Annotated in this window: 13 protein-coding genes and 1 tRNA gene; 1 reads left to right on the forward strand and 13 read right to left on the reverse strand. The window is 57.4% G+C overall.

All coding sequences use genetic code 11. The features are described 5' to 3' along the window. Nucleotides 1-88 precede the first annotated feature (88 nt). The 12 genes from PEL8287_RS16405 to PEL8287_RS16460 form a co-directional block, all read right to left on the reverse strand. Nucleotides 89-301 carry a MerR family transcriptional regulator gene (locus PEL8287_RS16405; protein WP_085893528.1) on the reverse strand — a complete coding sequence of 71 codons (213 nt, stop codon included), beginning with the start codon at nucleotides 299-301 and terminating at the stop codon, nucleotides 89-91. A gap of 87 nt (nucleotides 302-388) precedes the next feature. Continuing rightward, a complete protein-coding gene (locus PEL8287_RS16410; protein WP_085893529.1) occupies nucleotides 389-1,147 on the reverse strand; it encodes a hypothetical protein in 759 nt (252 codons plus the stop codon). 35 nt (nucleotides 1,148-1,182) lie between these two features. Continuing rightward, entirely contained in the window at nucleotides 1,183-2,394 is a 1,212-nt protein-coding gene (locus PEL8287_RS16415; protein ID WP_085893530.1) for a tyrosine-type recombinase/integrase, read from the reverse strand. 149 nt (nucleotides 2,395-2,543) lie between these two features. Then, a tRNA-Ser gene (locus PEL8287_RS16420) sits at nucleotides 2,544-2,633 on the reverse strand. Nucleotides 2,634-2,701: 68 nt separating this feature from the next. After that, nucleotides 2,702-3,421: an alanyl-tRNA editing protein gene (locus PEL8287_RS16425; protein ID WP_085893531.1), complete on the reverse strand. Its 720-nt coding sequence runs from the start codon at nucleotides 3,419-3,421 to the stop codon at nucleotides 2,702-2,704. Continuing rightward, nucleotides 3,418-5,859: a DUF3772 domain-containing protein gene (locus PEL8287_RS16430; protein ID WP_235862324.1), complete on the reverse strand. Its 2,442-nt coding sequence runs from the start codon at nucleotides 5,857-5,859 to the stop codon at nucleotides 3,418-3,420. The genes PEL8287_RS16425 and PEL8287_RS16430 overlap by 4 nt, the downstream gene beginning before the upstream one ends. Continuing rightward, entirely contained in the window at nucleotides 5,856-6,887 is a 1,032-nt protein-coding gene (locus PEL8287_RS16435; RefSeq protein ID WP_085893532.1) for a cysteine synthase A, read from the reverse strand. The genes PEL8287_RS16430 and PEL8287_RS16435 overlap by 4 nt, the downstream gene beginning before the upstream one ends. A gap of 57 nt (nucleotides 6,888-6,944) precedes the next feature. Beyond that, nucleotides 6,945-8,072: an NUDIX domain-containing protein gene (locus PEL8287_RS16440; protein WP_085893533.1), complete on the reverse strand. Its 1,128-nt coding sequence runs from the start codon at nucleotides 8,070-8,072 to the stop codon at nucleotides 6,945-6,947. Nucleotides 8,073-8,076: 4 nt separating this feature from the next. Then, nucleotides 8,077-8,535: a TrgA family protein gene (locus PEL8287_RS16445; protein ID WP_085893534.1), complete on the reverse strand. Its 459-nt coding sequence runs from the start codon at nucleotides 8,533-8,535 to the stop codon at nucleotides 8,077-8,079. Beyond that, the gene (locus PEL8287_RS16450) at nucleotides 8,536-9,744 is read right to left on the reverse strand and encodes an SAM-dependent methyltransferase (protein ID WP_085893535.1); all 1,209 of its coding nucleotides are present in this window, start codon (nucleotides 9,742-9,744) and stop codon (nucleotides 8,536-8,538) included. A 74-nt stretch (nucleotides 9,745-9,818) separates the two neighbouring features. Further along, nucleotides 9,819-11,240: a cryptochrome/photolyase family protein gene (locus tag PEL8287_RS16455; protein WP_085893536.1), complete on the reverse strand. Its 1,422-nt coding sequence runs from the start codon at nucleotides 11,238-11,240 to the stop codon at nucleotides 9,819-9,821. Nucleotides 11,241-11,288: 48 nt separating this feature from the next. Continuing rightward, a complete protein-coding gene (locus PEL8287_RS16460) occupies nucleotides 11,289-12,515 on the reverse strand; it encodes an aminotransferase class V-fold PLP-dependent enzyme (protein ID WP_085893537.1) in 1,227 nt (408 codons plus the stop codon). 337 nt (nucleotides 12,516-12,852) lie between these two features. Between PEL8287_RS16460 and PEL8287_RS16465 the strand changes: the two genes are divergently transcribed. Next, entirely contained in the window at nucleotides 12,853-14,697 is a 1,845-nt protein-coding gene (locus tag PEL8287_RS16465) for a BCCT family transporter (protein ID WP_085893538.1), read from the forward strand. Between the two features lie 90 nt (nucleotides 14,698-14,787). Here the strand turns inward: PEL8287_RS16465 and PEL8287_RS16470 are convergent, their stop codons facing one another. Continuing rightward, entirely contained in the window at nucleotides 14,788-15,360 is a 573-nt protein-coding gene (locus tag PEL8287_RS16470) for a histidine phosphatase family protein (protein ID WP_085893539.1), read from the reverse strand. Nucleotides 15,361-15,423: the final 63 nt, after the last annotated feature.

Here is a 15,423-nt window from a genome sequence, read left to right on the forward strand (position 1 = left end):
AACGAAAGACCATCGACGCGCGACGCTTGCATCACAGACAACGTGCCGCATAATGCAATCAACCAGATGAGCCGAAAACTCTCTTAGTTTAAGCCGCCTTTGGTGCCAAAAACCCTGACGACGGACATTCGGCCCATGCGTTGAGGTCTTCACCGCGATAGATGATCTTGCGGCCCAGCTTGTAGAATGCCGGACCCATGTTCTTGTGACGCCATTGCGCCAGCTTGTCCCGGTCGCCGATCAGATCAAGTTCGCTGTCGCCAAGGACGTAGTTTCGGTTTTGCTCGAATAGGTTTGCCATGGTTGATTTCCATAAGGTTTCGTTGGACTTCAATCATGGCCGGATTGCGGACGTCGGGAAACGGACTTGGAAATGCAGAAAGTTGGCCTATTCTTGGGATTTATTGCGTTGCCAATTCAGCAAGTTTGGCATCAAGCCGGGTTTCGACAGACTGAAAGCAAAGGGTTTTTGAACATCACCATATTTGATCTGGGCCACTGCCCATTCGCCCGGAAGTCTGAAGCCGGTATCTATTTCCAGGATTTCAAACAGTTCTTGAAGGCCGCGTCCGTACTCTGTCGATGGATGATCCCCGTCGCTTGAAGTGCCCACGGTCGGGGCGCGCTTTAACTGCTTCGCAAATAGTTTCGCAAACCGAAGTGCCATGGTCCTTGCATAGTGGTCTGGAGGACGCCCTTGAGAGGACCAAAACAAGGTTTTTTGCTCTTCAAGTTCAATCAGGCGCGCAGAAAAGCTCAGATAAAGATCAAAGACAAACAGCATCGAAAATCGCCAGTAATCGACGCCGCGCGCGTTCTGCATGGCAAGATTTAGCGCGTCTTTCGGAGTTCCGGCTGCCTTATTTCTCTCCACCGCTTTAAGCATAAATTCCAGCGGCATGCGGCGCGCGTTCGCGACAGATACGTCGCCTTGAGCCAACATACTCTTATACAGGTTGAAAAGATCGTTGCCTGACTTCGCAACGAGCTTTAGCTCGTCTTGAAATTCGCCTTTGGAATCGTGCAGATTCAGCCGCCGAAGATCAAGATAGGCACGGCCTAAGATCATCTGGTTTGAATTCGGGAACATGCGTTCGAGAAAGGCCCGAACGGCTTCGTCTACTTTTTGTGCCGTGACGTCAGGCATAAAGTCGGGACCACCCTGCTACTTTCTACGTTTCTTTAGTAACTCACATTTTTGCCTCGAAGCGCAACAACATCACCCAACGCTCCTGAAACGTAATTCGACCATCGCTCCATCAAAGCCCGCCGCTTTTCCAGCAAATCCGACCGCGCATAGGCCCGTTCTACATTGGAGCCGACGGTATGGGCCAAACTCATTTCTGCCACCTCACGCGGCGCATTGGCGACCTCAGAGGCCCAATCACGGAACGTCGAGCGGAAGCCATGCACGGTGACACCTTCAACCTGCATACGGCGCAGCAGCATCAGCATAGACATATTCGAAAGCGGCTTGTGGCGCTTCTGACCTTCAAACACATAGTCCGATTGCATGGCACGCAGCGGCTCGATGATTGACAGCATTTCATCCGTCAGCGGCACCCGGTGATCCTCCCCGGTTTTCATGCGAACGGCGGGACAGGTCCACAATCTTGTCTCAACGTCGATCTCGTCCCATCGCGCGCCCAGAACCTCGCCCGTGCGTGATCCGGTCAGGCAGGTAAACATCAGCGCCTTGGCGGCCATTGCATTGCGGGATTTCAGATCGGCATAGAAGGCTGGCACATCCTGCCAGGCCATCGCCTTGTGGTGCTTTGGCTTGGCCTTCACCTTTGGCAAGACCTGAGCTTCCTTGATGGCCGTCACCGGATTTTCGCCAGAGCGAAACCCTTTCGACTTGGCCATGTCCAGCACGATCTTGATCCGTTGCGCCAACCGTCGCGCGGTTTCGTGCTTGTCTGTCCAGATCGGCGACAGGCACATCAGCACCTCAGGCTGACCAATGCTATCGACGGGCATCCGCCCGATTTTGGGAAACGCGTAGTCGCGCAAGGTGTTGATCCATTGCGCCCCGTGCTTGGCGTTTTTCCACGTCGGCAGGCGTTCAATATGAACCTGTTGCGCGACTTCTTCAAAAGTTGGAATTTCTTGGCGGGCATTAAAACGCGGGTTCAACCCCTGTTTGGCCATGCGCCGGTATTCCAGCGCCCGTTCGCGCGCCTGATTGAGCGTAACAATATCAGCCCCGCCCAAACCAAAATCCGTGCGGAGCGGCGCGCCCTTCTTGTTCTTCTGACCCTTGACCACCACCCGCACGATCCAGCGCCGCGCGCCCGACGGGTCCACAACAAGATAAAGCCCGTTGCCGTCGCCATGCCGACCGGGACCGAGATTCTCGACCAGTTTCTTTGTCAGCTTTCCAGTCAGGGCCATGTAAAATACCACATTCCATACCACTCAAGGTAAGGATACAGGCAATATCGAAAGAAAGCCAATGCAAAGATGAAAGGCCACTATGGCCAATAAAACAAAGAAAAAAAGCCGCCCAAAGCGACCCATTGATATCAGTAAAAAAAGTATCATGGCGGAGCGACAGGGATTCGAACCCTGGAGACGGTCTCCCGCCTACACACTTTCCAGGCGTGCGCCTTCGACCACTCGGCCACCGCTCCGTGCGGGCGCTTGTGCCGGATCAGACCAGTCAATGCAAGCCTGAATTCACCCAATCTGCGCGATGCGGTCACACATCCAGATGCAGATGCACGCGGCGGTTCTGGCGGCCCTTGTTCTCCACCTTACCCAGACGCACCCGGCCAATCTCTCCCGTGCGGGCGACATGGGTACCGCCACAGGGCTGCAGATCCACCTGGTCCGCCCCCTGCCCGATGCGCACCAGCCGGATCCGGCCCGACCCCATCGGCGGCATGACCGACATGGTTTTGACCAGGCCCGTATTGGCGCGCAAAGCTTCATCGGTGATCCACTCTTCAGTAACCTGCAGATCACGGTCGATCAACGCGTTCAGCTGAGTGTCCAGCGCATCCTTATTCTCGGGAGCTTCGGGCATGGCGAAATCCAGCCGCCCCTTGTCCACCCCGATTGCGCCACCGGTAACCGGCAACGGGATCACAACTGACAACAGATGCAGCGCCGTATGCACCCGCATATGACGATAGCGCCTGTCCCAGTCCAAACGCTGCAAGACAATCGCACCCAGAGGGGGCAATGGCAGCGGCTCGGCCGGGACGAGGGCAACCTGGTCATCCTGGGTTTTCACAGTTGTGGCCACTGCCAGGGTGCGCCCATCCCATGAAATGCTGCCGTTGTCGCCGGGTTGTCCGCCGCCTGTTGGATAAAAAACCGACCGGTCCAGCAGCACGCCGCCTTCGGGCGTATGCCCGATCACCCTGCCCTCGGCCTCGGCCTGATAGGCATCTTCGCGAAACAGCAGGTCGGTCATCGGTCAGGATCTGCGTCGCTGTCGCCATCGTCAGAATCCTGGAATGGTTTCTGCTCTGACGTAGATTGCGAAGCCGGCGCAGCCGCTGGCGCTGGCTGCGCCGGTTTGCTGCCGGTCAGGGCCTCGGGGTTACGGATCCAGATATCGCTTTGGGCAAACGGAATTTCGATACCTTCCTCGGCAAAGCGGCGGACAATTTCGTGGTTCATGTCCGAATGTACGTTCAATACCCAATTCACATCGCGCAGAATTGCGCGTATTTCAAAATCCAGTGAGCTGGCACCCAGGGCAACAAACACCACATTGGGGGCCGGATGGGCCAATACCATTGGATGCGCTTCGGCGACCTCTCGCAAAATACTTTCAACTTTGCGTGTGTCCGTGCCATAGGCGACGCCAACCGGCACAATTACCCGGCCGACCGTGTTGCCGCGGGTATAGTTGGTGACAGTGCCGCTGATAAGGTCCGCGTTAGGGACAATCACATCGGTACGATCAAAGGTTTCAATCCGGGTTGAACGTACCGAGATATCACGCACATAGCCGTGCTGCCCACCGACCTCAATCCAGTCGCCTTCAGATATCGGGCGCTCGATCAGAAGGATAATACCGCTGACAAAGTTCGACACGATATTCTGCAGGCCAAAGCCGATCCCGACCGACAATGCCCCTGCAACAATCGCCAGTGAGCTCAGATCAATCCCTGCGCTGGTGATAGCAATGAGTGCAGACAGGAAAATACCAAGGTAGCCTACACCGGATACAACCGCATTGCGCCCTCCGGCGTCCATTTTTGTCTTGGGCAGCACCGAGTTTTTCAACGCGCCTTGCACAAGCCGCGTGACCAGATAACCGATGATAAATACGATTGCGAGAGTGATGAATATGGCCGGGGATATCCGGGTGCCCCCAATGTAGACACCTTCGGTAAAACGGGTCCACAGCTCGGTCAGCTGCGCCACACGCGCGCCCCATAGCAGGGCAAAGACCGGCAGCGACAACAGCACCAGCATGAAACCGGCCAAAACCGGGATCAGCGACTCGGCGGCGGCCTCTTTGTTTCCGGTCAGCAGTACATAAACCTCGGTAACCAGACGGTGCAGAACCAACAGCGCGGCGATCAGCAAAAGCGACAGAAGCGAGGGCAACATCAGCGATTTTGCCGCCTCGAAATACCCAATTGCCGCCAGCGAGGGCGCCACTACGGCCAGCACCATCAGCGCACGTGACAAAAGCCGTGCAATGCGGTCCCGAAAGGTTTCCTCGGTTTGATCTTCGGTGATGCGGGCCCGGCTGTGCAAAAGCAGAAGATTGGCAAGCCGAAGCAGCAACAGTCCCGCAACCACCATGACAGGGAACAGTACCACATTGGTCGCGGCCTCGGACCAACCCGACACCTCTGAAACCCGCTTGAGCAGGAAAAACGTTGCTACGACCAACCCCAGAAGCGCGCCGTACACGCGGCCGGAATAGCGGTTCTCTGCATTCAGATTCAGCGGCGGTGTCCGCAATTCGTAAACCGGGAAGATCCGTTGCGCCAGCCAACGCGCCAGCAGGAAAATAAATGCCGCAGGCAGCAGCGCCGATAACAGAATATCGGTACGCAACCCCACCATCCCGGAGGCATAAACCGCCTCAATCATAGCGTAGGTTCCGGCGTACGGCAGAAACAACTGCCCCAGCGACACGATAAACGCGACAATCCAGCGGCCACAGCTGGTCTCGTCCTTCAGAATCCGCTTCACCAGGCGTGAACTCCAGCGGCGCCCGCGCGCCACCAGAACAAGCCCCACCAGCAGCCAGATCAACACCTTCGGAGCGTTGCCGGTTGCCTCTTTACGGAGGACAGGATTCTTCCAGGCACCAACAAACTCGTCCTGCAAAACCGTTAAAGTGTCGAAAAGGGCTTTGACTCCGGCTGGCCAGTGCACTGGATTCAGGGGCGAAGGTCCGAATTCCAGCAATTGTTGGGTTTGGCGATCCCGAATGATCTGATCGATTCCACGGATCAGCCCCTCAGCCCGGCTATGGGCCAGCTCAGCGGTTTTGACCGGTGCCAGCAACTGCGACAGCCGCCGGTTCAGCTCTTCCCGCTGGGCAGCGATGTCAGCGGCTTCATTACCGTCTTCCGGCACGGGCCCCAGTGACTTCAGCTGGTCCTGAACTGTTGCGATGGCATTGCTGTTTGCACTTTGCGCATCAAGAAACTGCTGTCGCCAGTTGCTTATCTCGTTGCGTAGTTCGTCCAGAGCCATGCTTGACGCACGCCCGGCGCTGATGGCTTCGTCGGCGCGGGCCGCTGTCTTTTCCCACGCCTTATAGTCGACAGCGACGGCATTGGGTTGCGCCAAAGCTGGTGCAGGGGCGTAGGTGATCCCGACGCCAGCAACAAAGGTCAGTGAAAAGACCAGACATACAAGACGCAGAAAATATATCACTCTGCGAACACCCCAGGGATCGAGCGTGGCGCCTGGTCCAGCCAACCGGGTGTCGGCAGACCTTTTTCACGCAGGAATTCAGGATTGAACAGCTTCGACTGATAGCGCGTACCATAGTCGCACAGAACCGTTACAATCGTGTGTCCGGGACCCATTTCGCGGGCCATGCGTATCGCCCCTGCGATATTCACACCGCTCGAGGCTCCCATGCACAGCCCTTCATGCTCGAGCAAATCAAAAACGATTGGCAATGCTTCTTCATCGGGCACCTGGCACGCGAAATCGGGTGTGAACCCCTCCAGGTTGGCGGTGATCCTGACCTGCCCGATACCTTCTGCAATCGACCCACCTTCAGAGTCGAGCTGACCGGTTGTGTAATAGGAATACAGTTTGGCGCCCATCGGGTCAGCAATGCCGATTTTCACGCCCCTTGGCTGCAGTGCCATGCCCACACCGGCCAACGTCCCGCCCGACCCGACCGCGCAAATGAAACCATCTACCTTGCCGCCGGTCTGCTCCCAGATTTCGGGGCCCGTGGTTTCAATATGTGCCTGGCGGTTGGCGACGTTGTCGAACTGATTGGCCCAGATTGCACCGTTTGGTTCGGATTTGGAAAGTTTTTCAGCCAATCTTTCGGAATAACGCACAAAATTATTCGGATTCGAATAAGGTGCTGCAGGCACCTGCACCAGATCAGCCCCTGCCAGCCGGAGCATATCCTTCTTTTCCTGACTCTGGGTTTCCGGGATAACGATCACTGTCTTGAATCCCAAGGAAGCTCCGACCAGGGCCAGGCCAATGCCTGTGTTGCCCGCTGTCCCTTCGACAATTGTGCCTCCCGGCTGCAACTCGCCGCGGGCGATCGCATCACGAATGATGTAAAGTGCCGCCCGGTCCTTGACCGATTGCCCGGGGTTCAGAAATTCGCATTTCCCAAGAATCTCGCAGCCGGTCTGCTCACTGGCCCGGCGCAGCCGGATCAGGGGGGTATTGCCAACGGCCTCGGCCAGATCCTTTGCAAACTGCATTTCGCGCGCTCCTGTGATCAGATTTCCAATCAGACTTAGTGCGAAGACAGGGGGAACTCAAGCAACTGCACGCAGCCTTTCGCGTTCAGCTTTCAACCAGATCAAACTAAGGATAAGCGGCCCGTTGTCAGCTTCACCGCTGGAACATAGCCGTAATGCGTCGTCAAAGTTTAGAACATGTGTTCTGATATCTTCGTCTTCGCTGTCCAGACCGCCTTTTCCGCGGCTCTTGTCGGGCAGATCGCACAGACCCAGATAGGTGTGGAAATACTCGGTTGAGCACCCCGGCGAGCAGTAATAGCTGGCGATATGCTCTAATCCGTGCAGGATCAGCCCCGCCTCTTCTACACATTCGCGCCGTGCGGTTTGCTCGGGTGTTTCACCCGGATCGACGCGCCCGGCCACCGGCTCCAGCATCCAGGGATACTGATCACCTCGCCCATAGGGGCCCATGCGAAACTGCTCGACCAGCAAAACCCGGTCGCGCCGGGCATCATAAGGCAGAACAATCGCGGCATCGGTGGCGACAAATACCTCACGCGTCACAGGCGTGCTCATCGTTCCATCAAACCGCGGATGGCGCAGCCGGTGCTCCCGCGTTAGAAAAAACCCAGCATGGCATGTGGTCTCAGAGATATCTTCCACCATGGCATGGGACATATCGCTGCGAACCGCCCTTGGCGCACCCATGGCCGCAGCCTGCCGCGCGGCGGCCCGCGACAGGATCATTGGCAATCGCTGAGGCAGCTCTGCTGCAGAAAACCGTCCTTGATGCCCCATCATTTCCCGAACCGCATCACGGGCCAGGGGCTCCCATCGTGCCTGCCAGGCCTGCGCATCCCACGCCGCGTCAAAACCGGTGTCCGTTCTGCCTGCCAAAAACACCTGTGCCTTTATGATGCGACCCTCAACAACGACGTCTGTCGCAGTTGGAAAGTGCTGCAAGCCGGCAGCAAAATAAGTCAGTCGTTCCATCACATCCGGGGGGACTTGCGACAGCAAAATGCCTGCCACCCTGCCCCCCTGTGCTGCCAAAAGCATCGGAAACCAGCAATCTTCCCGGGAACTCAACCGATAGCCCTGCACTTCTGCCGGCACGGGCGCAAGCGCCTGTGCCATGGGGCCGCAAATATCCCGTATCAAACCGGGCAAGCCCATCGGTCCGCACAGAAATACTGGTGTCATCAGATCATGACCAGCGGTGCGAGACCCATTCGGCAACAAGTCCGGTGACAATCCCGCCAGCCACCAAAAAACCAATAAAAGGGCCATTCAGCATATAGGCGCCATATTCAACGCCCAGTTCGAAAACCGACACAAGCGCTTCGACCGGCCCTTCGTAGCGACGATCCAGCGCACGGCCCAGCATTTCGTTGAAGCTATGTACGAACAACGCCCAGAAAATCAAAGCGGCCACCCCCGTCAGCCCGGCCCCAATTGCCTCGGAAATACCGTTCCCCACGCGCGAGCCAGTGACAACCCAACCGCACAGCAGGCCCAGCACCACGTTTACTTCGTTAAACCAGCCAAAAGCCGTATCAGGCGGCATCAGCGGGCGAAACATTTCTGACCCGACCCATGCGACGGCGGCCAGACAAGCGGCGGCGAACATCTTGGCCATGGTTGGCATGCGGTCTGTCTGGGGCATCTATCTTGGCCTTGCGATTGTGATCTGGGTTACATCGCAGTTACCCCCATGAAAGGCGCCCGCACAAGAGGTCAGGTAGAAATTCCACATCCGTCGAAACCGTTCGTCAAAGCCCAGTTGCGCAATGCTGTCCCATTTTGAATTGAAGTTATTATGCCAGCGGCGCAGTGTCTGACTGTAACTTTCACCAAATTCGATCGACCGGGCGACCTGCAGCCCCGCTTTTTCTATTTCGGCCCGCAACACCGTCGGGCTGGGCAGCATACCGCCGGGAAAAATGTATTTCTGGATGAAATCCACGCCTCGTTTGTAAACCTCCCAGCGGCGATCCTGCACTGTAATGATCTGTAACGTGGCCCGTGCCCCCGGCCGCAAACGTTCCCGGACGGTTTCAAAGTAGGATGGCCAGTATTTTTCACCCACTGCCTCGAACATCTCGATGCTGGCAATCCCGTCATAGACCCCGCGCTCGTCCCGGTAATCCTGCAGCTTCAGCTCAACCATGTCCGACAGCCCGGCCCGCGCAATCCTGTCGCGGGCATAGGCCAGTTGTTCACGGCTGATCGTCAACCCCGTCACCCGCAAACCGCGCTCTTTCGCGGCATATTCGGCAAACCCGCCCCAACCACAGCCAATCTCCAGCACATGTTCTCCGGGCTTTACCCCCATCTGATCCACCATGCTTGCATATTTGGCGGTCTGGGCCCCTTCCAGACTTTCCTGCCCGGTCTCGAACAGCGCACTGGAATAGGTCATCGTATCGTCCAACCAAAGACGATAGAATTCATTGCCCAGATCATAGTGATAGCTGATGTTCTTCTTCGCCTGTCGTTTCGAATTGCCGCGCAACCAATGACGCATCCGCTCATAGATCCGCACCAACCCCATGCCCGGAAAGCCGTCATAAACGGCTTCGTTGTCGGTGTGGACAAAATCCATCAGCGCCTGCAAATCAGGTGTGCTCCACCACCCCTCCAGATAGGCATCGCAAAACCCCAGATCGCCTTCGCGCATCAGCCGGGCAAAACTGTCGGGGTTGTGAACGACCAGTTCCGCCACCGGCCCCGGATTGCGGCCTTGAGCACGAAATACGCGGCCGTCCGGCATGACAAAATCAAGACGCCCGTTGTTGATCTTTTTGGTGGTCTCAAAAACTTGCGCAAAATAACGCGGCAGCCTGGTCTGGCCGGTCGTATCGGTCAGGATCATGTCTGCACCCCCCAAGCTATTTATCCAAAGCTAGGACTATCCCCCCCGTTTCGGCAAGATTTTTTTGTTTGTTTTCAGAATCCACGGGCCTGATAGGCCGCCAAGGCCCGCTTGCGGCCCTCGTCCAGCGCCACCACCGGGGCGGGGTAAGTATCCTCCGCGGTCATGCGCCAGCGGCGCGGGATCGCCTCAAAATAAGAAATTGCAGTGCGTGCCGGGCTGATCTGCCCCTCGGCAATCCAGCGACGGGAATAGACGCCATCGGGGTCGAACTTTTTCAACTGCGTTTCTGGATTGAACACCCTGAAATACGGCGCGGCATCCGGACCCGATCCGGCGGCCCATTGCCAGCCCATGGCGTTGCTGGCCGGGTCCCAGTCGGTCAGGCAATCCTCGAACCAGCGCTGTCCGATTTTCCAATGCGTCATCAGGTGCTTGGTCAGGTAACTGGCCACGATCATCCGCGCCCGGTTGTGCATACGCCCGGTTACATACATTTCGCGCATGGCCGCATCTACAAACGGCACCCCCGTGCGCCCCTGTTGCCAGGCAACCACATGCGGGTGCGATGCATCCTCGTTCCAGGCGAAGCTATCCCATTCCCGGCGCCAGTTGTCGGTCAGGATATGCGGTGTGTGATACATGAGATGATAGGCAAACTCGCGCCACACCAGTTCTTTCAGCCAGGTTTCGGCCCCCTTTGCCCCCTCGTGCCGCGCACGTTGCCCGGCATGCCAGCATTGGCGCGGTGAAATTTCGCCAAGCGTCAGATTCTCCGACAGGCCCGAGGTGCCCTCGACACCGGGTAGATTACGCGCCTCGCTGTAGCCGCCAATGGCGTCGTCAACGAAGTCTGCCAGCCGCGCCTGCGCACGTACTTCACCGATCTGCTGGTGGGGCAGACACACTTCGGCCCCGCGTTGCATTGCAGCCCCCATTTGCCAATCTGAAAGTTCTTCACTCTCGGGCCAGTTTTCCGGTACGGGAATGTGTTTTGGCGCGGCTTCAGGCGTGGCCACATCGCGCCCCCTCACGGCATTCCACATCGGAGTATAGACCTTGTAATAGCCGCCGGTCTTGGTCTCGACGGTCCAGGGCTCAAACAGCAGATGGCCTGCGAAACTACGCGCGTCGACACCTGTTGCGGTCAAATCAGCCTTGATCGCCTTGTCGCGCTCAATCGACGCCGGGTCGTATAACCTTGACCAGTACACCGCCCCCGCCCCGGTCTTGGCCACAAGCGATTTCAGAACCTCATGCGCGTCGCCCCGCCGCAGGACCAAGCGACTGCCCGCGCGGGCCAACGCCTTGCCAAGGGTCTCCAGCGACAGCCCCAACCGCCATTTTGGTGCAGCCCCCAAGGCCTCGACCCCGTCATCAAGAATGAAAACCGGTATCACCGGCCCGCCGCGCGCGCAGGCCGCGCGCAGGGCTGGATGATCGCCAAGCCGCAGATCGCGGCGTAACCACAGAATCGTGGGGGTCTGTTCGTTCATGATCTGCCTCTCTTTTCCAATCAATTACGACCGGAGGCGTGAATCAGATCAAAGAATGTCATCCAGAGCGTTCAATAACTGATCAACTTCGCCCTGATTGGTATAATGAACAAAACTCAGGCGCAGCACGCCTTTTTCAAGGTCCACCCCCAGGGCCTTCAGCGGGCGCACCGCATAGAAATCACCGCCTCCTGCCATGATACCGTGCTGTGCCAGATCAGCCGCCGCCTCATCGCCCGGTCGGTCCAGCGCTACTGCCACTGTCGGCGCACGTGCCCCGGCCTCGCTCGGCCCGATCAGACGCACCGAATTGCGGACGCTCAGATAATCCAGCACGGGTTGCAAAAGTGCCTCTTCATGCGCGCGCATCAGGTCATGCACACCCTGAGCACATGCAGTCGCCGTACCGCTGATCCCGTGATGGTTGGCCAGCGTGTCAATGTAATCGGCCATTCCCGCGCTGGCGGCTACCTGTGCGTGATCCGGCCCTGCCGGGGCGAAGCGTTTATATAGGGTGCCTTCGTTGAAATAATGTGCCTGATTGGGAAGCAGATCGCCCAGCTCGCGCCGGATAACCATGATACCCTGATGGGGCCCATAGGTTTTATAGGCTGAAAACAGGTAAATATCCGGCCCCATGTTACCCACATCAGGCAGACCATGCGGGGCATAGCTTACGCCGTCAACGCATACAAACGCACCCGCCGCGTGGGCGGCTGCGGTGATCTCGACCACCGGGTTGACCGCCCCCACCACGTTTGAACAATGCGGGAAACACACCAGCCGCACGCTTTCGTCCAGCAGAGCTTCAAGATCGTCCAGATCCAGCAATCCGGTCTCGGGGTTGATTTGCCATTCGCGAATTTCAATCCCTTCGGCCGCCAGTCGCCGCCACGGGCCGGAATTGGCCTCGTGGTCCTGATCCGTCACGATGATGGCATCGCCCTGATTCAGCCACTGCCGGAAGGCCTGCGCCAGAACATAGGTATTCTGTGTTGTAGATGGCCCAAAGCTCAGTTCGTCAGTGGCCACCCCAAGCAGCGCCGCCAACCGGCTGCGGGCCTCGTCCATTTCTTCACCCGCCAGACGCGATGCCTCATAAGGCCCGTAAGGCTGAACCTTGCGCTGGCGGTAGTACCGCTCCAGCCGGGCGATCACCGGCGCACAGGTATAAGAGCCACCCGCATTCTCAAAAAAAGCCTGCCCCTGCAGTGACGGTTCCTGAAAGGCCGGGAACTGCGCCCGAACAAAATTGATATCCAGCGCTTCAGCCATGTGCCCCTCATACGCTCAAAAATGCTGGGCTCACCAAACAGCAAAGCGCAAAAGCTTGCAACTACCGCCTTCATCCAATTTCCGGAGCACACCAAACTTCAGCCCAGCTAAATCACTATGAATTTTTGCTAAAATTTCTTAAGGAGCAGCACAAAACTATCAATCAATCGGTCGCAAACACGTCTTTGAGTGCCGCAATTAATCAGGTGACGAATTGTGCTGTTGTGACACACTCTCGCGGATGGGGGCTGCGAGGTGAAAAATCAACCGTGCAGCGCTAAAATTTGCTGGAAACGCGCCCGTTTCCGCATTTCCGCAACGAAAACAGGGAAAAAACATGTCAATCAAACCTCCGTTTACGGACCTTCAGATCAAGACGCAGGTGGGTGGCTTTTATCACGATAACAGCCTTCCTATCGCTCTTATCAGCAAAGGTATCATGGTCGCCCTTGTGCTTTGGGCGCTGGTCTTTCCGGCGAATGCCAACGGCACTCTGGGCAGTCTCAACAGCCAGATCCTTGCCGTCTTCAACCAATTTTATATCCTCATCGTTGGCTTCTTCGCCTTCTTCCTCGTTGTTGTCGCGGTGATCCCGTCAACGGGCCGTCGTGTCATGGGCACGCCGGGCGAATCGCCGGAATTTTCCAACTTTTCCTGGTTCTCGATGATGTTCGGCGCCGGTCTTGGTGTGGGCCTGATGGTCTTTGCCACCGCCGAGCCGCTTAGTCTCTGGGGTTCAAACCCTGTTGTTGTCGCCGGTGACGTTGTTGGCAACACCACCGAGGCAGTGCAATCGGCCTATCGCTATACCTTTGCGCATTACGGCTTTCATGCCTGGTCGATCTATGTGGTGACCGGTCTCAGCCTGGCCTATTACGCCTACACACGCGATATGCCGCTGACCATCCGTTCGGCGCTGACCCCGCTTTTCGGCCCCTTGATGAATGGTTTTCTGGGCCATGTCGTTGACGTTCTGGGCGTGGTTGCCACGATCCTGGGTGTCTCGGTGACCATCGGTTTCGGTGTCAGTCAGTTCATTGACGGCCTTTATGCCATCACCGGCATGGAATGGATCATGAACATGGGCGGCGAGGTTCCGACCCCCAGCAAGGTTGGCCTGGTGTCCGGTCTGGTCGTGATCATGGGCATGTCGATTCTCTCGGCGGTTTCAGGTGTGGGCCGCGGGGTTAAATACCTGTCGAACCTCAACCTGGTTTTGTCCTTCATCCTGCTTGCGACCTTTGTGATCTTCGGCTCTTTCGCCTTCGCCATGAGCACCTATGGCTCGGCGTTCGTTGACTACATCATCCACTTCGTGGCGATCAGCTTTGGATCCTACGGACCGCAATCGGCAGAAACCTTTGCCGCCGCCCTGCCCGAAGCCGCCAAACCACTGGCCGGTGACCTGATGGCAGGAGCCACCAACGCATGGGGCGCCTGGGGTGGCTCGGATGGCTTTGAGACCTTCAAATCAGGTCTTGAAGGCGCCGCCGCCGAGTTGGACGAGGCCACACTTGCCGCTGTCTACGCCGCTGGTAACGACGGTCGTCAGTTCGGCTGGCAGTCTGGCTGGACAACCTTCTACTGGGCCTGGTGGATCGCGTTCTCTCCCTTTGTCGGTCTCTTCCTGGCCCGCATCTCCAAGGGTCGTACCGTGCGTGAATTCATCATCGGCTGCGTCTTTGCCCCGGCGATGGTTTGTTTTGCCTGGATGACCATTCTGGGTGGCACGGCGATTGATCTTGAACTCACCGGCTCGGCTGCTGGCGCTATCACAGGTGCAAGCCAGACCAACCAGCTGTTTGCAACTCTCGCTCAGATGATTGATGGCGGACTGCTGTCGGCACTGACCGTAATGTGTGTGGTCCTGATCATGACCTTCCTGGTCACCTCGGCTGACTCGGGCATTCTGGTAATGAACACCATCATGTCAGGCGGCAGCCAGGAAACCGGTATCAAGCACCGCATCGTCTGGGGTCTGATCCTGACCGCCGTGATCGGCACGCTGATCCTTGCGGCAGGTGAGAACAATCCGATGAATGCGCTGAAAAACGCGATGATCATCGGCGCCCTGCCCTTTACCATGGTGATGGGGCTGATGTGCGTGTCGCTGGCCAAAGCGCTTTATCGCGATGGTATTCGCGACAAGCACAGCGCAAGCGAAACCCAGCCAGCCGAATAGGCAATTACAGGTTTTTGCAAAAATTAACGGCGCCGCAATCGTGGCGCCGTTTTCTTTTGTGTTAATTGATTCAGCCGAAGCGTTCCCTTGTCATTGCATAATAATCTCGGTCCCATCCTCCAGCACATAGACACAGCCCTGCCGATTGGCCAACTGGCCCATCTCTTGCCGGTCCAGCCCAAGAATGATCCCGCGCATCACCTGCCCCAGCAACCCATGTGCCACAATCACGCTTGGCCCGGTGAGTTCCCCCAGAAAATCAAGAATACGTGCCTCAAACGCGGCATATCCCTCGCCGCCAGGCGCGGCCAGAAACAGCTCAAGCGCTCTCATTCCAGGGCGCGTCAGATCCGGAAAGTCGCGTATCACGTCGGCGCGCAGCAGGCCCTGCCAGTCGCCGGCATGCGCTTCGGCCAGTCGGTTGTCGGTCAGATAGGGCGTATCACCCAGGGCAATCTTTGCTGTCTGCTGCGCGCGACCCAAGGGCGATACGAAACAATCAGGACGGGACGCCAGAACAGGTGCCAGCAGGCGCGCCTGCGCGCGCGCATGTGACAGGCCAGTCTCGGTCAGATCGGATTCCAATTGCCCCTGTATCCGACGCGCCTTGTTCCAATGGGTTTCCCCATGGCGCAAGAACCATATTTTCGGTAGATTTTGCACGCGGCCTCTCACCGGGCGTATAGCCCTTTGGTAATTCAATAAATATCATCAGGGGGTAATAAC

Origin of the sequence: Roseovarius litorisediminis (genome assembly GCF_900172295.1) — a bacterium.
In the GTDB taxonomy this organism is placed as follows: Bacteria; Pseudomonadota; Alphaproteobacteria; order Rhodobacterales; family Rhodobacteraceae; genus Roseovarius; species Roseovarius litorisediminis.